This is a genomic window from Meridianimaribacter sp. CL38, from assembly GCF_004328055.1.
Taxonomy (GTDB): domain Bacteria; phylum Bacteroidota; class Bacteroidia; order Flavobacteriales; family Flavobacteriaceae; genus Gaetbulibacter_B; species Gaetbulibacter_B jejuensis.
In genome coordinates this window covers 195,501-214,488 of the sequence record NZ_QKWS01000005.1, presented here as the reverse complement: position 1 = coordinate 214,488, position 18,988 = coordinate 195,501, and the positions used below count along the sequence as shown (strand labels likewise).

At 33.9% G+C, this 18,988-nt stretch carries 13 protein-coding genes; 1 reads left to right on the top strand and 12 read right to left on the bottom strand.

Features of this window, described 5'->3' with window-relative positions; translation table 11 throughout:
• Positions 1-2: 2 nt before the first annotated feature.
• Both DMZ43_RS13095 and DMZ43_RS13090 read right to left on the bottom strand, forming a co-directional pair.
• Positions 3-1,304, bottom strand: coding sequence for an MFS transporter (locus DMZ43_RS13095; protein WP_131508816.1), 1,302 nt, complete (start codon positions 1,302-1,304; stop codon positions 3-5).
• Between the two features lie 130 nt (positions 1,305-1,434).
• The gene (locus DMZ43_RS13090) at positions 1,435-4,005 is read right to left on the bottom strand and encodes a TonB-dependent receptor (protein WP_238155821.1); all 2,571 of its coding nucleotides are present in this window, start codon (positions 4,003-4,005) and stop codon (positions 1,435-1,437) included.
• A 229-nt stretch (positions 4,006-4,234) separates the two neighbouring features.
• On the opposite strand from DMZ43_RS13090, the gene DMZ43_RS13085 reads away from it, so the two are divergent.
• The gene (locus DMZ43_RS13085; protein ID WP_131508814.1) at positions 4,235-5,263 is read left to right on the top strand and encodes a LacI family DNA-binding transcriptional regulator; all 1,029 of its coding nucleotides are present in this window, start codon (positions 4,235-4,237) and stop codon (positions 5,261-5,263) included.
• Positions 5,264-5,273: 10 nt separating this feature from the next.
• Here DMZ43_RS13085 and queG read toward each other — a convergent pair whose 3' ends face one another.
• From queG to DMZ43_RS13035, 10 genes are all read right to left on the bottom strand, one after another.
• Complete coding sequence (gene queG / locus DMZ43_RS13080) at positions 5,274-6,197, bottom strand: tRNA epoxyqueuosine(34) reductase QueG (RefSeq protein ID WP_131508813.1); 924 nt, start codon at positions 6,195-6,197, stop codon at positions 5,274-5,276.
• Positions 6,197-7,537: a cytochrome P450 gene (locus DMZ43_RS13075; RefSeq protein WP_131508812.1), complete on the bottom strand. Its 1,341-nt coding sequence runs from the start codon at positions 7,535-7,537 to the stop codon at positions 6,197-6,199. The genes queG and DMZ43_RS13075 overlap by 1 nt, the downstream gene beginning before the upstream one ends.
• Positions 7,538-8,560, bottom strand: coding sequence for a Holliday junction branch migration DNA helicase RuvB (gene ruvB, locus DMZ43_RS13070; RefSeq protein WP_129760964.1), 1,023 nt, complete (start codon positions 8,558-8,560; stop codon positions 7,538-7,540).
• A gap of 84 nt (positions 8,561-8,644) precedes the next feature.
• A complete protein-coding gene (locus DMZ43_RS13065; RefSeq protein WP_131508811.1) occupies positions 8,645-10,438 on the bottom strand; it encodes a cbb3-type cytochrome c oxidase subunit I in 1,794 nt (597 codons plus the stop codon).
• 36 nt (positions 10,439-10,474) lie between these two features.
• A complete protein-coding gene (locus DMZ43_RS13060; protein ID WP_129760962.1) occupies positions 10,475-11,530 on the bottom strand; it encodes a cytochrome c oxidase subunit II in 1,056 nt (351 codons plus the stop codon).
• 28 nt (positions 11,531-11,558) lie between these two features.
• Positions 11,559-12,956 (bottom strand): quinol:cytochrome C oxidoreductase, encoded by a 1,398-nt coding sequence (locus DMZ43_RS13055; RefSeq protein WP_131508810.1) that lies wholly within the window; start codon positions 12,954-12,956, stop codon positions 11,559-11,561.
• 24 nt (positions 12,957-12,980) lie between these two features.
• Positions 12,981-13,538 carry a cytochrome c gene (locus tag DMZ43_RS13050; RefSeq protein WP_129760960.1) on the bottom strand — a complete coding sequence of 186 codons (558 nt, stop codon included), beginning with the start codon at positions 13,536-13,538 and terminating at the stop codon, positions 12,981-12,983.
• Between the two features lies 1 nt (position 13,539).
• Positions 13,540-14,076 (bottom strand): DUF3341 domain-containing protein, encoded by a 537-nt coding sequence (locus tag DMZ43_RS13045; protein ID WP_129760959.1) that lies wholly within the window; start codon positions 14,074-14,076, stop codon positions 13,540-13,542.
• Positions 14,077-14,085: 9 nt separating this feature from the next.
• The gene (gene nrfD, locus DMZ43_RS13040) at positions 14,086-15,816 is read right to left on the bottom strand and encodes an NrfD/PsrC family molybdoenzyme membrane anchor subunit (protein ID WP_131508809.1); all 1,731 of its coding nucleotides are present in this window, start codon (positions 15,814-15,816) and stop codon (positions 14,086-14,088) included.
• Positions 15,817-15,851: 35 nt separating this feature from the next.
• A complete protein-coding gene (locus DMZ43_RS13035) occupies positions 15,852-18,965 on the bottom strand; it encodes a TAT-variant-translocated molybdopterin oxidoreductase (RefSeq protein WP_131508808.1) in 3,114 nt (1,037 codons plus the stop codon).
• Positions 18,966-18,988: the final 23 nt, after the last annotated feature.

The window sequence follows — 18,988 nt, the reverse complement described above, 5'->3', positions numbered from 1 at the left end:
TATTAAGCTTTATTTTTTGTTTTAATAATTAATGTTAGCGCAGCACTGATAACCAATAGTACTGCTGCAAAAGTTATTGCGTTTCTTGGATCATTACCTAAAAAGTGTTTAAGTATGTATCCAAACGACAATGTTTGAATAATCATTGGTATAACTATCATCATATTGATAATTCCCATATAAACTCCGTATCTTTCTTTTGGTATGTCTGATACAACAATTAAATAAGGAATACCCATCATACTTGCCCATCCAATACCAAATCCTGTTATTGCTACAAACAATAAATTTTTATTCTCTATAATTGGAAATGCAAAAAAACCAACTGCTGCTACAAGTAAACAGATAGCATGTACATGTTTTGGTTTTATTTTTTTTGTTAGATATACTAAACCAAAAGCAACTAAAAATGTGATAATATTATACCAACCGTTGATTAATCCTGTCCAACCAACTGCTTCTGCATATGCATCTGGATTAGAACTTGGTGTAGCATTCCACACAGAAAGCGCTACACTTTTTGAAGAGTTTTGCCAATAACAAAATAATGCATACCACTGAAATAGATATACTAAAGCTAATTGCCACATTACTTTTGGCATATCTTTAATAGCTTCTATTATTTCTAATAATGGATGAAAAATTCCTTTATCATTGCTTCTTATTAACTCTAATTCTTCTTTTGTTGGTGGATCTTCTTTAGTCTTACTCATACTCCACAAAATAGATCCGATAGAACATATAGATCCTAAAAAGAAAGATGCATATACCCATGAAGGTAATGAACCTGTGGTACCAACTATAATAAGAGGAAAAATAAATAAAGATAAATTAGCTAATGTCTGTCCAAATCCTGTAAAAAAGCTTTGCATTTGAAAACCAAGCGGTTGTTGCTCTTCGCTTAATTTATCTGCAATCAAAGCACGGTAAGGCTCCATAGCAGTATTGTTACCTGCGTCTAAAATCCATAATAAACCAGCAGCCATCCATAATGAACTACTAAACGGAAAAGCTAACAAAGCTATACTACATAATATTGCTCCTATTAAAAAGAAAGGCTTACGTCTACCTAACTTAGGATGCCAAGTCTTGTCACTTAAAGCACCAACTAATGGTTGTACAATTAAACCTGTAACCGGTCCTGCTAAATGTAGTATTGGAATTTGATCAGGACTTGCTCCTAGAAAATCATAAATAGGTGTAACAGCGCTTTGTTGTAAACCAAAACTATATTGAATTCCAAAAAAACCCACATTCATATTTAAAATCTTCCAGAAACTTAACTTTGGCCTTTTGAATTTCATATTTAAAAACTTAAAAGTGAGTTCTAAACAATATTGAAATTAGAGAAAAGAGTCAATGTAATCACATTGACTCTTTAATACAAAAATCAATCAAAAACTTAAATAATTGCTATTAATCTTTGTTAATTATTTAAAAATTGTATGTCAGACCTAATGAAATAGATCTTCCTGGTACTGGTCTTGCTCTAACATAATTCACTTGACCTTCAACAATACTACCTTCTTCAGACTCAGTTATACCTAATGAATCAAACAAGTTATTTGCTGAAAGGTTTGCATTAAGATGCTTTGTAACCTCTACATTAATGAAGCTATTCACAATAACAAAACCAGGCATAACTAATTCATTAGAATCCTGAGCATATGCTTTGCTTTGCCCTATAAAACTCAACCCTATAGAGTTTTGTTTATCTCCTCCAAAACTGTATGTTGGAATTAAGTTATATATAAAATCGGGCTGTCTTCTTGGTGTATTTCCTTTATTATCTCCTGAATCAATTTCTGCATCTGTAAACGTTAAACCCCCTCTAAAGCTAAAGCTATTGTTTAATCTGTATATCCCTTCAATTTCTACTCCAAGAGATTTGTAATCATTTTCAATAATACTATTAGATGTCGCTTCAAAACCTCCTTCTTCAATTGTTTTAGCATAAAACAAAGTTGCATAAAGAGCTCCTTTTGCAAATCCTCTCTTATAACCTATTTCTGCTTGGTTAATAAAATCTAATGCATTAATTCTATTACTATTAGTGTAATCTAAGCCTGAGAACAAAATACGGTCGGCTTTTGCAGCGGCTCCTCTACTGTATCTTCCAAAAACTGCTTGGTTATCTTTAATCTTATAATTAACACCTAACGAGTATGATACATAATCATAATCATAATTTACTGTCGTCGCATTTGCATTATCAATAGCCGAAACACTTTGTTCAGGCACTGATATATTTCCGTCATTATTAACATCGTATGTTGTTTGTACTGTACCTGCAAATGCCCCATCAACTTTACCTTTATCTAAACGTACACTTGCATCTAAATTTAACTTTTCTGAAATCTCAACAGCTATATTAACATATGGTGCAGAAACATTATATTGAGTATCATAATTTCTTGTACAACAATTACCCCAAAAAGGGACTCCATATGCATACAGTCCATTTTCACTAAGCTGATTTCCTGTTGCATCTAAAACATCAACTAATCTTGCATTATTGTCTTCAACTTCTTGTAGGTAGGAATTCCATAACCATGACATTGATACATTTTGAATAGACTTGAAGTATCCTAAAGTTAAATCTACATTTTCAAAAGATTTAGTTAACCTAAAATCATTCATGAAATTGTTAAAATTATTCAACTCAGTATCAAACATATGAATCCTAGCAATTAAACTATTTGCATCTACCAAAGAACCACCTGTTGCATAAGTTAGTGTTGAACCTGTTCCAAATGATTCAGCAATTGATGACGCTGTTCCTACTTCAGCAGGGAAAGGTGAAACAAAGCTTCCTTTATTGAAAGAAAAGCGTCCATTATTTTTAACTCTCCAACCACCAGTTAAATCAAATTTAGCTTCAAAACCTAAAGATGTTGATACCGGATTCATTCCATCAGACACTTTAGATCTTCTTAATTGACCATCAGCTCCAAGACCTATATTTTGGCTTAAATATGGCGAATGTAAAGATCCTGAAGTTGCATCAAAATTAGGAGCATCACTCCAGTTTGGATCACTATTAGTCCCTGACACTGCAATAGGCATTGGCAAGTAACCTACAGCTTTATCATTTAAATACTTAGCGTACATTCTAACATAACCTTTTTCAAACTCTTTAGTTATATTGAATTTAAACTGTCCTCCATTGTTTGCAGTAAAACCAGTTTCTCTAATACCTTCACCAACTCTATAAAAACCTCCCATATGGAAATATAAGTTTTTCCCTATAGGCGAACCATAATCAAAATCTGTTCTAAAAGAACTGTAATCTAATCCAAAACTTGTTCCTAAGGACCCTTTTTCCGTTTTACCTGTCTTACTTATTAAATTAATGATTGCTCCTGGGGAATTTGAAGACATAGTTGAAGCTGACCCTCCTCTTATTGCTTCTACTCTAGAAACATTAGAATCAAATCTTGTAAAGATATCTGCAGTTGCAAAAGACATATCGCCAAACAATAAAACAGGTAAACCATCTTCTTGTAACTGAACATATTTAGATCCTCCAGATGAAACCGGAACACCACGAACTGCTATATTTGAATTACCTTCACCTCCTGATGACTCTGAACGAATACCTGGTATTGTTCTAAAAATTTCAGCAGTTGTTCTCGGCGCAGACTGTTCAATAAATTTTGGTTGCATTGTTGTAACAGAAACACTAGATTCTATTTTAGATTTAGGGTTAGTAACTCCAGTAACAATAACTTGATCTAATGATTCAGCGTCTTCAGTCATTACAATATCAACGTTTAAATCTTCATCTTGAACTGTAATACTTTTTGAAAACTTAGCATATCCCAAATATGAAGCATTTAAAATATATTCTCCATTTTCAACATTTGAAATTGTATAATTTCCATCAAAATCTGAAACAGACCCTTGAGATGTTCCTTTTAAAATTACATTTACTCCCCCTAAAGGCATACCATTTTCATCAGAAATTTTACCTGATATAGAAGATTGAGCCATAATCTTTGGCATAGAAAAAACTAGAAGAAATAATAAACTGTAAAAAAAATTAGCTGTATTCATTTTTTAATTTATTTAATAATTTATCAATTATTTTGTTTAATTATTAGCTAATCTACATTTTAAACCCTTAAAAAATATTAAAATAAAATCGAAAACGTTTTCGATTTTCCGAAAACGTTTTCGATTTTATTTTTTTTATCATTATAATGTGTTAAATTTATTTTTAAATATCACTGTAATGAAACCTGTTACCCTCAAACAAATATCCGAAACGTTAAATATCTCAATAACAACTGTTTCAAAAGCATTAAAGGATTATCCTGATGTAAGTAAAAAAACGAGAAAACTTGTTAGAGAAACTGCTGAAACTCTAAACTACAAACCAAATTCTTTTGCTGTTAACTTAAGAACTAAAGAGTCTAAAACCATAGGCTTAATTATTCCTGAGGTTGTTCATCATTTCTTTTCTAGTGTTATTAAAGGTATTATTGCTCAAGCAGAAAAAAAGGGATATTTAGTTATTATTCTTCAATCTAACGAATCCTACGAATTAGAAAAAAAACAACTAGATCTACTCTTAAGTAAACGTGTAGATGGTATATTAATTTCTTTAGCTAATGGAACTGCAGATTATAAACACTTGAATAATATTATTGAACTTGAAACGCCTTTGGTAATGTTTGATAAAATTGCCAAAATAGTAAATTGCTCAAAAGTTATTATTGATGACCGAAAAGCAGCATACATAGCAACACAGCATTTAATTGATATTGGTTGTAAACGTATTGCTCATTTTAGAGGGCCTATGTTACCTCAAAACTCTATTGACAGATTTCTTGGTTATAAAAAAGCATTAATAGATAACAATATGCCTTACGATGCTTCTTTAGTTTACTTATGTGACTGTAGTGATAAGAGTTTTGAGGAAGGTCGAGTAAATGCTAAAAAACTATTAGAAGACCATAATGATGTTGATGGAATTTTTATTAACACTGATATGGTTGCTATTGGAGCTTTAACAGAGTTTAATAGAAGTGGTGTTAAAATTCCTGAAGATATTTCAATTGTAGGGTTTAGCAATTGGTTTATGTCATCAGTTATTTCTCCTACTTTAACTACTATTAATCAACCAGGTTATGAAATGGGAAAAAATGCTTTTAAATTGTTGTATAAAGAAATTAAAGATCGTAAGAAAAACAAACCTATTAATTATAAAAATTTAATTTTAGATACCGAATTGGTGATAAGAGAATCAACAAAAACTTGAATAAAAAAAGTTATTTTAGAAATTTGATATTTCGCTGCAGTCCTTCAAATTTTACTCGTTTTACTGCAGATTTTTTAAACACCTTTTTAAAAGTGTCTTCTGTAATTTCATCCCAGTCCTTCTTGGTCATTTCCAATAGTTCTGGATGTGGATTAAACAATGGTTCATTGTGAGGTTTTGAAAATCTATTCCATGGACATACATCTTGACACACATCGCAACCAAACATCCAATCGTCGGTTTTATTCTTAAAGTCTGATGGTATATTATCTTTTAACTCAATGGTTAAATACGAAATACATTTACTGCCATCCACCACATATGGTCTTACAATGGCTTCTGTTGGGCAAGCATCTATACAGGCAGTACAGCTCCCACAATGGTCTGTAGTTGGTGTATCGTAATCTAATTCTAAATCGATAATTAATTCAGCAATGAAATAAAACGAGCCTACTTTTTGGGTTAGTAAATTGCTGTGTTTACCTATCCAACCTAATCCACTTTTTGCTGCCCAAGCTTTATCTAAAACTGGTGCTGAATCTACAAACGCACGTCCTGACACTTCACCTATTTCGTCTTGAATGAATTGTAATAGTTGTTTTAATTTATCTTTTATTACAAAATGGTAATCGGTTCCGTAAGCGTATTTTGACAATTTATAGCTTTCGGTGTTTTGAGTTTGGGAAGGGAAATAATTAAGTAGTAATGATACTACACTTTTAGAACCATCCACTAGTTTTGTTGGGTCTAAACGTTTGTCAAAATGATTTTCCATATAACGCATTTCACCATGCATATTCGCGTTTAACCATTTCTCAAGACGAGGTGCTTCTGCTTCTAAAAACTCTGCTTTGCTTATACCACACGATAAAAAACCTAGCCTTTTAGATTCCTCTTTTATAAGCTTTGTGTATTTTGAAGTTTGGTTGTTCATTAAGCTCTCGGTTGAAGCCTAACAATGGCATTTTTAGGCTTAAGCGTTATTAATGGGTTTATTTCAATAGTATCTTTAGTTGGAAGAATTTCAAACCTAAGTAATACTTCTGAAATGGCTATAATCATTTCATACATAGCAAAATTATTTCCTATGCATTTTCTTGGTCCAGCTCCAAAAGGAAAATACTGTGAGGAGTAGCTTTTAGCTTTTTCAGGAGAAAAACGATTAGGATTAAACTCCTCTGGGTTTTCCCACAGGTCTTTATGTTTATGAATTTCTATAATAGATAATAAAATACTACTCTCTTTTTTAAACTGATAGGTTTTAAAACTATCATCTTCAATATTAACACGATCTATAAAGTATGCTGGTGGATACAGTCTTAAAGTTTCTTCAACCACTTGTTTAGCATAAGCTGACATAGCAATTGCAGACATTATATCTGTATCATGTTGCTCTAATATTTGTTTATACTGCGATACTACTTTTGTTTGCCAGTTAGGATGTTGTGCTAATAATTGTACTGCAAAGCTTAGGGCATTTGCTGTTGTTTCATGTCCTGCAACAAACAAAACCAAAATCTCATCTATAAGTTGTTCGTCACTCATTTGAGAACCATCGTCATAACGTGTCTGCAAGAGCATATCTAACAAATCGTTATACTCTATAGAAGAATTCCTACGCTTATCAATAATAGTTTGCAAAACATCTCTTGAAGCTTTTGAGCGAGATAAGTGTTTTTCAATAATTCCGAAATGTTTAAAATACCAAGCCAAGTAAGGTTGTCTTAACTCTTTTACTAACATTTCTTGATTTTCTTCTGTTACACCTTGGAGTAGTTTAATTTCACTATCAGATGCTGCATTGCTAAACAATGCCTTTACAACTACTTTAAACGCTAAATTGCTAAACATTGGTAAAACATCAATATCCTTATTAGGTTTAATTGACGCTAATTCATCTACAATAGTTTGTTTTATGACTGTTAGTAAATGTTCAATGTGCTTTTTATGAAATGCTGGCTGAATAAGTTTTCGTTGTGTTCGCCAATGGTCACCTTCGGCTGTGAGTAATCCTTGACCTAAATACTTTGCAAGATCTTTAGTTTGAATAGGTGATTTTTTATAGTTCTTCCAGTTTTTCTGCAATACATATTCAGCTAGTTCAGCATCACGAGAAAATATAGCATAACTTTTGGGCCCCACATTTAGTTTAAATGTGTCTCCATAACGCTCAAAGTTTTTATGATGAAATGGTAGCGGATTATTAAGTATAGATATTGCTTGCCTTAAAAAAGTAAAGGTTGAAACCTCTGGTATGTTTTTTACAACACTCATCTAAAATAAACCACCTTGTATATTGCCTTTTACTCTTCCAAGGTGTTTATAGGCTTGTTCAGTCACTTCTCGTCCTCTTGGTGTACGCATTATAAATCCTTGTTGAATAAGGAAGGGTTCGTAAACTTCTTCAATAGTTTCGGCACTTTCACTTACTGCAGTAGCCAAAGTAGTGATACCAACTGGTCCACCTTTAAACTTATCAATGATAGTGGATAGAATTTTGTTATCCATTTCATCGAGTCCATGCGCATCCACATTTAAAGCTTCTAAAGCAAATCGTGCAATTTTAATGTCAATTGTTCCATTACCCTTTATTTGAGCAAAGTCTCTAACTCTTCGTAATAAAGCATTGGCAATTCTAGGAGTTCCTCTACTTCTACCTGCAATTTCTACAGCAGCTTCCATAGAAATTGGCACATTTAATATTGATGCACTACGCTGTACAATGGTTGTTAATAATTCGGTATTATAATATTGTAATCTGCTACTAATACCAAAACGCGCACGCATAGGAGAAGTCAATAACCCTGAACGAGTGGTTGCACCAACTAATGTAAACGGATTAAGATTGATTTGTACTGTTCTTGCATTGGGTCCAGACTCAATCATAATATCAATTTTGTAGTCTTCCATTGCTGAGTAAAGGTACTCTTCAACAATGGGACTCAATCTATGAATTTCATCAATAAACAGTACATCACGCTCTTCTAAATTGGTTAACAAACCAGCCAAATCACCTGGTTTATCCAACACAGGTCCTGAAGTTACTTTGATACCAACATTAAGCTCGTTAGATAAAATATGTGCTAAAGTTGTTTTCCCTAATCCAGGAGGTCCATGAAATAGTGTATGATCTAATGCTTCGTTACGCAAATTAGCTGCTTTAACAAAGACCTGAAGGTTTTCCAATACTTGATCTTGACCAGTAAAATCTTCAAAAGATAAGGGTCTTAATTTCTTTTCAACATCCAGCTCTTCTGGTGTGAAGTTTTCGTTTGTTGGATCTAGGTTTTCGTTCATACTAAACAAATATAAAGAAAAAGCCTCTCTATTTCAGAAAGGCTTTTTAATATCTTTTAAGATTCTTGCTCTATCAAGAATTCATTAATGTTGAAGTTCTTCTTCATCATCTTTCATTGGCACGTTTTGAGGCACAAAATCTTCATCATGTCCTGGTTTACTATAGTCGTAAGCCCAACGGTGAACATGAGGAATTTCTCCTGGCCAGTTACCATGTATATGTTCAACTGGAGTAGTCCATTCTAATGTGTTAGATTTCCATGGGTTTTTCTCAGCTTTCTTACCAAAGAAAATACTAGAGAAGAAATTGTATAAGAATACCAACTGGAATACACCACCTACTAATGCGAATACAGTAATAATAACGTTTACATCTGCTAAGTCATCAAACAATGGGAATGCAGAGTTGGTATAATAACGTCTTGGTAAACCTGCCATACCTATAAAGTGCATTGGGAAAAATACTCCATAAGCACATACTGCAGTTGTCCAGAAGTGAATATAACCTAAACGTTTGTTTAACATACGTCCAAACATTTTAGGGAACCAGTGGTAAATACCAGCGAACATTCCGTAAAGTGCAGAAATACCCATTACTAAGTGGAAGTGTGCTACAACGAAATACGTATCGTGTACGTTAATATCAAGTGCACTATCTCCTAAGATGATTCCTGTTAAACCTCCTGTAATGAATGTAGAAACTAATCCTATTGAAAACAGCATTGCTGGATTCATTTGCAGATTACCTTTCCACAACGTAGTGATGTAGTTAAATGCTTTAACAGCTGAAGGAATCGCGATTAATAAAGTTGTAAATGTAAATACAGACCCTAAGAATGGATTCATACCAGAAATAAACATATGGTGACCCCAAACAATTGTAGATAAGAATGCAATTGCTAAAATAGAGGCTACCATGGCACGATAACCAAAGATAGGTTTACGTGAGTTAGTTGCTATAATTTCTGAAGTAATACCTAATGCTGGTAATAATACAATATACACTTCAGGGTGACCTAAGAACCAGAATAAGTGCTCAAACAATACTGGAGATCCACCTTGATAATGCAGTACTTCACCTTGAATAAATATATCTGATAAGAAGAATGATGTACCAAAACTTCTATCCATTATTAATAATAAAGCAGCTGATAATAATACTGGGAATGAAATTACACCAATAATAGCTGTAATAAAGAATGCCCAAATAGTTAAAGGCAATCTTGTCATAGACATTCCTTTAGTACGAAGATTAAGTACTGTAACAATATAGTTTAACGATCCTAATAATGATGACGCAATAAATATTGCCATAGATACTAACCATAAAGTCATACCAGCACCTGAACCACCTTGAGCCATTGGTAATGCAGATAATGGCGGATAAATTGTCCATCCTGCTGCAGCTGGTCCAGCTTCAACAAATAATGACAACACCATGATAACACTAGATAAAAAGAATAACCAGTAAGATACCATGTTTAAGAATCCTGATGCCATATCTCTAGCACCAATTTGTAACGGAATTAAAAGGTTACTAAATGTACCACTCAAACCTGCAGTTAGTACAAAGAATACCATTATAGTACCATGAATGGTCACTAATGCCAAATAGATATCAGCATCCATTACACCTTCAGGTGCCCATTTACCTAATAATGCTTCAAAAAGTACATTTGGCTCTTCAGGCCATGCAATTTGCATACGAAACATCATAGACATTAAAATACCTATAACACCCATTATAGTACCTGTAATTAGGTATTGTTTGGCAATCATTTTATGATCCTGACTAAATATATACTTAGTCACGAATGTTTCTTTATGATGATGTCCGTGATCGTCGTCGTGTGCGTGAATATCTGCGTGTGCTGACATAATCTTATATCGTTTTAATACTTTTTAATTGGTTTATTATAAAGATTCTTTGAATGTTTTTTGCTCTTTCATCCAAGCATCATACTCTTCTTGAGTTTCTACTATTATTTTCATTTGCATGTTGTAATGCGACTTACCACAAATTTTGTTACATAATAATAAATAGTCAAACTCATATCTTAAATCTTGTCCTCTAGCTTCAACAGCTTCGCTGTTTTCAACTCTTATCTCATTAATGTGAGCAACCTTATCAATGATATCAGGGTTTTGTCTCATTTCTTCGGTTGTAATAGTTGGTGTAAATCCAAACTGAGTAATCATACCAGGAACACAGTTCATTTGTGCTCTAAAGTGAGGCATGTATGCAGAGTGTAATACATCTTGAGAACGCATTTTAAATAATACTGGTCTACCTACAGGAAGGTGTAATTCTTTAACAATTACATCATCGTGTCCGTTAGGGTCAGATTCGTCAATACCTAAAACATTAGCTTTATCAATATCAATTAATCTAACGTTAGCCATACCTAAAACATTATCGTCTCCAGCATATCTAGCAGTCCAATTAAATTGTTGAGCATATAACTCAATAACTAAAGGATCTTCGTCTTCATCAATATTCATAATGCTAGTCCAAGTAAATAATCCGTAGATAATTAAACCAGCTAAAACAATTACAGGAATAATAGTCCAAATTGCCTCTAATGTGTTATTATCAGCATAGAATAATGCTTTTCTACCTTTTTCTCCTTTGTATTTGTAAGCAAAGTAGTGTAGCAAAAACTGAGTTATCGTTTGAACTATAAATATGATTACCATTGAGATAATCATTAAGTTATCTATTTGAGGTCCATGAGCTGAAGCTGAATTGGACATTAGAGGTAAATCTCCCCATTTTACAAAACAAACAATTGTTATTACATAAATGAAGATTAAGAAACCTATCATTAAATAGCCATTAATTGTATTGTCTTTATCATTTGCTACTTGGCTATTGGTATTACCTACTTGAGCTAAGTCAAATATTTTAACCATTTGCCAAATTGCAACAGCTATGAAAAGTACTATTATAGTTGTTAAAAAAGCAGTCATTGTCGTTTCTCTTCTTTATTTATTTTAATTAATAATGGAAATGTTCACTCTCTTTAATAAATGGGTTTCCTTTTGCAAGTAAAGGTGCTTTAGTCAATGCAGTGAATACTACGAAAATAAACAGTCCTGCAAATAACATTATTGAACTAATTTCAGATACACCAATAAACCATCTATCTCCTACTGTTGCAGGCATAATCATATTGAATATGTCTAAATAGTGCCCACAAAGAATTACTATACCAGCCATAACTACAAACCAAGGAATACGTTTGTAATCACTATTCATTAATACTAATAATGGGAACACAAAGTTCATTACTACCATACCTAAGAAAGGTAATTGGTAATCTTGGAAACGCGTTACAAAATAAGTTACCTCTTCTGGAATGTTAGAATACCAGATTAACATAAATTGAGAGAACCATAAGTATGTCCAGAAAATACTGATTGCAAACATGAACTTAGCTAAATCGTGTAAATGGCTATCGTTTACAAACTCTAAGTGACCTCTAGACTTTAAGTACATAGTTATCATTGCAATTACTGTAATTCCACTTACAAACATACTTGCAAAAACATACCATCCAAATAAGGTAGAGAACCAGTGAGGGTCAACACTCATAATCCAATCCCAAGACATCATAGATTCAGTATAAATATAGAATACTAAGAATGCAGCAGAAATACGGAATGTCTTTTTAAAGTTACTGTTATCGTTAATATCAGCATTATCTTGAGCTATTGAGAACTTACGAGCAAAATGACGGTAAATACTCCAACCAGCTATAAATATTAATCCACGAATTATGAATCCTGTCATATTTAAGAATCCTGATTTACCTGCAACTAACTTGTCATAATCTTCGTGATCTGGGTTAGTCATATTTTCATTCATCCAAACAAAAATACTATTGTGTCCTAAATAGTGTGAAGCAACTGCAATTGCTAATACTATTAATCCACCAGGTAATACATAAGATGTTATCCCTTCCATAACTCTAAACAGTACTGGAGACCATCCTGCTTGAGCTGCATATTGAATTGCATAAAAAGCAAGTACTCCTAAAGCTATCATGAAAAAGAAAAATGCTGCAACGTATAATGCTGCCCAAGGTCTATTATGTATTTGGTGCATTACATGCTCTACATGTTTTTTGTGGTCGTCACCATGACTTACATCTGAATTAGCATGAGCGTTAGTTGCATGAGCATCTGTAGTGTTGTGAGTATCATGAGCAGGTGAAGCATGCGCTGCATCTTCTCCATGACCTCCACCATGATGTGAAGCTGACTCAGCCACTAACATGGTTTCAACGTCTTCAAAAGATTTATGAGATGTCATAAAACCATAAACAACGCCTATTGCCCCAATAATCATTAATGCAATAGAAAGTGTCTTTAATTTATTTGAAAATGTGTACATATCTATATATAATCTTTATCTGTCTTATTTTTCTAAATCAGCTTTTAATTTCATTACATAAGCAACTACTTGCCAACGCTCTTCTTCGTTCAATTGGTTTGCATAAGAACCCATTGCGTTTTTACCATAGTATATTACATGGTAAACACTACCTTCGGTAATTGCCCTTCCAACATCATCATAACTAGGTATACCTAGTATCTTTTCACGCTTTACAAGGTTACCTTGTCCGTCACCTTTATTACCATGGCAAATACCACAATAAATATCATAAAGTTCTTTTCCTCTAGTGAAATCTACTTGAGTAGAATCTAATTTATTAGTCAGTGTAGCTTTTGCAAGCTCATATCCTTCAGTTGTGTTATCAATATCAAAAGGAGTATGTCCTCTTGGAATTGTTCCTTCTACAGGCAATTGACCTTCTTTTCCGTTTTTAAATGCATCAGACTCTGAATATGTTTCGTAACCTACAGACTCGTACATATTAGGCATGAATTGGTAATTAGGTCTTGAATCTTTTTTACAAGAGACAAACGCTACTAATACTAATGCTATAACTGCTACTTTAATTAAGCTCTTCATATTAATGTGCTTCTTCTTTATCTACTAAATTAATTTCTACTGCACCTGTTTCTTTAAGTAAACTCTCAAGTTCTTCTTCATTTCCATGAACAGCTATCTCCATTAAGAAATGGTCGTCAGTAGTTCTTGGATCTGGGTTTTCAGCTTTTTTGAATGGCCACATTCTACTACGTAAATAAAATGTGATTACCATTAAATGGGCAGCAAAGAATACTGTTAACTCAAACATAATTGGCACAAAAGCTGGCATATTTTCTATGTAGCTAAAACTTGGTTTTCCACCTATGTTTTGAGGCCAATCTTTAATCATGATAAAATTCATCATGGTAATAGCAACAGTTAACCCTACACAACCATACATAAATGCAGCAATTGCAATACGTGTTGGTGCTAATCCCATAGCTTTGTCTAATCCATGAACTGGAAAAGGTGTGTATACTTCTTCAATATGATGTTTTGCTGCTTTAACTTTTTTAACCGCAGACATTAATACATCATCATCTGTATAAATAGCGTGAATTACTTTTGAAGATTCCATATGCTACTTTTAGTTTATTAGTTTTTTAGCTTGTCCAGACCAATCATCACGTTCTGCTCTTCCTGGGAAAGAACCAGTAATTTCATCTAACAAGTCGTATTCTCTCTTTGTCATTTTACTTACCTGAACATAAGTAAAAATACCTATACTGTTAAGTACGTCTTCCATTTTTGGACCAATACCATTAATCACCTTAAGGTCATCAGCAGTTTGAGTACTTGGGTCGAACTTACCTATACTTTCAAATAAGCTATTTACTTTATCAGTATTGTCCTTTACTTCAGCTTTTGTTGCTGATTTTACTTCAACAGCTTTACCTGAAGTTCTTTCATCTGCTCCAGTACCTGATAAACTTTCACCAGCTTCTCTTATTCTCTTATATCTTTCACCTGAAGATTTTAAAATAGTCTTAACCTCTGCTTGAGCGATTACTGGGAATGTTCTAGAGTATAATAAGAATAGTACAAAGAAGAATCCAATAGTACCTATAAATATTCCTATATCTACAAATGTTGGAGAAAACATTGTCCATGAAGATGGTAAGTAATCTCTGTGTAATGATGTAACGATAATTACGAAACGCTCAAACCACATACCTATGTTTACAACAATAGAGATAAAGAACGAGAACATAATACTAGTACGTAGTTTCTTAAACCACATAAACTGTGGAGAGAACACGTTACAAGTCATCATCGCCCAATATGCCCACCAGTAAGGACCTGTTGCTCTGTTAAGGAATGCATATTGTTCATACTCTACACCAGAATACCAAGCAATAAATAACTCAGTAATATAAGCCACACCTACTATAGAACCAGTAATCATGATTACAATATTCATTAACTCGATGTGTTGTACAGTAATATAGTCTTCTAGATTACACACTTTTCTCATAATGATAAGAAGTGTGTTTACCATTGCAAATCCTGAGAAAATCGCACCAGCAACGAAGTAAGGAGGGAAAATTGTAGTATGCCATCCTGGGATTACTGAAGTTGCGAAGTCAAAAGATACAATGGTATGTACAGAAAGTACAAGTGGTGTAGCTAAACCTGCTAATACCAATGATACTTCTTCAAAACGTTGCCAATCTTTAGCACGTCCTGTCCAACCAAAACTGATTAGAGAATATATTTTCTTTTGGAAAGGTCTAACAGCTCTATCACGAATCATTGCAAAATCAGGTAATAAACCAGTCCACCAGAATACTAATGATACTGATAAATAAGTTGAAATCGCAAATACATCCCAAAGTAATGGAGAGTTAAAGTTAACCCATAGTGAACCAAACTGGTTTGGAATTGGTAATACCCAATATCCTAACCATGGACGACCCATGTGAATAATAGGGAACAATCCTGCTTGTACTACTGAGAAGATTGTCATCGCTTCCGCAGAACGGTTAATTGCCATTCTCCATTTTTGACGGAATAAAAGAAGTACTGCAGAAATAAGTGTTCCTGCGTGACCAATACCTACCCACCATACAAAGTTGGTGATATCCCAAGCCCAACCTACGGTTTTATTTAAACCCCAAGTTCCAATACCTGTTGATATGGTATATAAAATACATCCAATTCCCCAAAGAAAAGCTACCAGTGAAATTCCAAAAACTATCCACCACTGCTTATTTGCTTTACCTTCAATAGGTCTTGCCACATCCACAGTAACATCGTGGTATGATTTTTCACCTGTAACTAAAGGTCTTCTAATAGGTGCTTCGTAATGAGACGCCATAATTTGTTTATAATTGTTTCTTATTAATTCTTTTGTTAAGCTTCAGTTGTATTTCTAACTTTAGTTTGATATACAACGTTTGGTTTTGTACCAATATGTTCAAGTAAGTGATATGCTCTGTCATCTTCTTTAAGATGAGCTACCTTACTTTCTTTATTGTTAATGTCTCCAAAAATCATTGCTCCACTACTACAAGCAGCTGAACATGCTGTTTGGAACTCATCCTTTCTAACCTCTCTACCATCACGTTTAGCATCAAGAACTGTTTTTTGTGTCATTTGAATACACATAGAACATTTTTCCATAACACCTCTTGAACGTACTACAACATCTGGGTTTAATACCATACGTCCTAAATCGTCATTCATGTGATAATCGAACTCATCGTTTTGGCTATATAAGAACCAGTTGAAACGACGTACTTTATAAGGACAGTTGTTAGCACAGTATCTTGTACCTACACAACGGTTATAAGCCATATGGTTTTGACCTTGACGACCATGTGATGTTGCTGCCACAGGACAAACTGTTTCACAAGGTGCGTGGTTACAGTGTTGACACATTACTGGTTGGAAAGCTACTTGAGGATTTTCTGATGGGTTTTCCATCTCACCAAACTCACTTAATGAGCTTCCTAAACCAGAGATATTATCTTTCTTTTCATTATCGCCTTCAAAAGAGTCTTCTGAAGAATAATATCTATCAATACGTAACCAGTGCATATCACGACTACGACGAACTTCTTCTTTACCTACTACAGGTACATTGTTTTCTGCATGACAAGCAATCACACATGCTCCACAACCTGTACAAGCATTTAAATCGATAGATAAGTTGAAGTGATGCCCAATTGAACGATCAAACTCGTCCCAAAGGTCAACATCTGGAGAAGTTACTGGAGTTTCCTCATGGTTAAGAGAAACAACAGGTATCTTATTCCAACCGTGTTTGTGGTCTTCTTTATCGTAAGTATTAAATATTTCAAGTGTAGTTTCTTTAATGATGTCTCCACGACCCATTAATGTATTGTGCAACTGAACACATGCAAACTCATGCATTCCAGCAGCAGCAGCTACAGTTACACTTTGAATATTATTAAAATCACTGTATAATTGGTAAGCATTAACTCCTGTTTTCATTTCATCTTTAAGTCCAGCCTTACGACCATACCCAAATGATAAACCTACAGAACCATTAGCTTGTCCTGGTTGAATTAATACAGGAACATTCTTTAAAGTTGTTCCGTTTACAGTAACATCAGCATAACTTCCATCTAAAGCTCCTGTTGCTACATGAACATTTTTAAGTCCAAGTTTATCAGCATCAGCTTTAGAAACAGTTAAATAGTTATCCCAAGACACACGAGAAATAGGATCTGGGAACTCTTGTAACCATGGGTTATTGGCTTGTTGACCATCTCCCATTCCTGTCTTACTATATAATGTAAGTTCTAATCCTGAACCAGCTTTTGCAGAAGACGCTAAAGCCCTTGCTGCATTAGTTGAAGGTGCCTCAGCAGTATCTTCTTCTGTTGTAGCTTCTTCAACAACATCAATTGACACATTACTTACAAAAACACCATCATGTAACGCTTGGTTAAATGATCCTCCATTAAGTATTGAAGAATTCCAAGTATCTTTTACATAATCATGATACGATACATCACTTCCAGACCATTTTAATAATGCATCTTGAAATTGTCTTGTATCAAACAAAGGACGAATTGTTGGTTGCATTAATGCATAATGTCCTTTTTTCATTTCTACATCACCCCAAGATTCTAAGTAATGTGGTGCAGCAGCAATATATGTACAGTTAGTTGACGTCTCATCAGCTTTCATAGAAAAAGCGATAGACACTGTAGTATTTTTTAATCCTTCAGCAAAGTCAGCAGCGTTAGGTAATGTATATAATGGATTAACTCCACTCATTATAATTGCTCCAACTTTTCCTGCTTTCATATCACTAACCAAAGTAGATACAGCTTTGTCATTACCTTGTCTAGTTTTTATTGGTGAAGCAGTATTGAATGCTTCACTGTTTAAGTACTCATTAATTTCTAATGCAACGGTTTGTGCATTTATATCGTTAAGTCCAGTTACAACTACAGCTTTTCCTTTAGCGTTTTTAAGCTCAGACGCTGTTTTAGTAACGGCTTGTAAAATATTTTCTGGTAAATCAACAGAAACAGAACCACCAACTACTTCGGCATAAAGCTTAGCCAATACCATTTTTTGTTGTGTTGGAGTTACTGGTACTCTTTTATCAGCATTAGCTCCTGATAGAGACATGTTTGATTCAAACTGAATGTGACGAGACATTTTTCCATGATCTGGAATTCTCTTTTTAGCATATGCAGAATCAAATCCACCACCTTGCCAATCACCTAAAAAGTCTGCTCCTACAGATACAATTGTCATTGCTTTAGAAAAATCGTAATCCGCTAATCCACGTTCTCCATATTTTGCTTGAAAAGCATCTAATGCAGCCGACTCAGAAACAGCATCGTATTGTACATGACGTACATTACCATATTTTGCTTTAAAATCAGCAATCAATCTAGATGTTGAAGGACTAGCAAATGTTTGTGTAAATAACACAATTTCTTTACCAGAATTCATTGCATCTGTTAAGGCTTGATTGGTTTCAGCATCAAATTGTTCCCAAGAAATTTCAGCGTCGCCTTTCATTGGTTTTTTAACTCTAAGGCTATCATATAACCCTAAAACCGAAGCATTAACTCTAGCATTAGCACTACCATTGGTAGCTGCCATTGTGTTGTTTTCGATTTTAATTGGACGACCTTCGCGAGTTTTAACTAAAACACTTGCAAAATCAAATCCGTCAGCAATTGTAGTTGCATAGTAGTTAGCAACACCAGGAATAATTTCCTCTGGTTGTACCACATAAGGGATTGACTTTATCACTGGTCCTTCACAGGCAGCTAATGACGCTGCAGCTGTACTAAAACCAACGTACTTTAAGAAGTCACGACGTGTTGTAGAAGAACTTTCTAATGAGGCTTTATCTCCTAAAAACTCATCAGTTGGAATTTCTTGAACAAACTCGTTCTGTTTTAGCGTCTCAACAACAGAGCTGTTTTGGTCTAGCTCTTCAACACTTTTCCAGTATTTCTTGTTTGATGACATATTATATAATTGAATTACTCTTT

What these genes read in the sequence shown, in the direction of transcription:
- DMZ43_RS13095 (WP_131508816.1), bottom strand. Translation starts at nt 1,304, where the DNA reads ATGAAATTCAAAAGGCCAAAGTTAAGTTTCTGGAAGATTTTAAATATG.
- DMZ43_RS13090 (WP_238155821.1), bottom strand. Translation starts at nt 4,005, where the DNA reads ATGCCAAAGATTATGGCTCAATCTTCTATATCAGGTAAAATTTCTGAT.
- DMZ43_RS13085 (WP_131508814.1), top strand. Translation starts at nt 4,235, where the DNA reads ATGAAACCTGTTACCCTCAAACAAATATCCGAAACGTTAAATATCTCA.
- queG (WP_131508813.1), bottom strand. Translation starts at nt 6,197, where the DNA reads ATGAACAACCAAACTTCAAAATACACAAAGCTTATAAAAGAGGAATCT.
- DMZ43_RS13075 (WP_131508812.1), bottom strand. Translation starts at nt 7,537, where the DNA reads ATGAGTGTTGTAAAAAACATACCAGAGGTTTCAACCTTTACTTTTTTA.
- ruvB (WP_129760964.1), bottom strand. Translation starts at nt 8,560, where the DNA reads ATGAACGAAAACCTAGATCCAACAAACGAAAACTTCACACCAGAAGAG.
- DMZ43_RS13065 (WP_131508811.1), bottom strand. Translation starts at nt 10,438, where the DNA reads ATGTCAGCACACGCAGATATTCACGCACACGACGACGATCACGGACAT.
- DMZ43_RS13060 (WP_129760962.1), bottom strand. Translation starts at nt 11,530, where the DNA reads ATGACTGCTTTTTTAACAACTATAATAGTACTTTTCATAGCTGTTGCA.
- DMZ43_RS13055 (WP_131508810.1), bottom strand. Translation starts at nt 12,956, where the DNA reads ATGTACACATTTTCAAATAAATTAAAGACACTTTCTATTGCATTAATG.
- DMZ43_RS13050 (WP_129760960.1), bottom strand. Translation starts at nt 13,538, where the DNA reads ATGAAGAGCTTAATTAAAGTAGCAGTTATAGCATTAGTATTAGTAGCG.
- DMZ43_RS13045 (WP_129760959.1), bottom strand. Translation starts at nt 14,076, where the DNA reads ATGGAATCTTCAAAAGTAATTCACGCTATTTATACAGATGATGATGTA.
- nrfD (WP_131508809.1), bottom strand. Translation starts at nt 15,816, where the DNA reads ATGGCGTCTCATTACGAAGCACCTATTAGAAGACCTTTAGTTACAGGT.
- DMZ43_RS13035 (WP_131508808.1), bottom strand. Translation starts at nt 18,965, where the DNA reads ATGTCATCAAACAAGAAATACTGGAAAAGTGTTGAAGAGCTAGACCAA.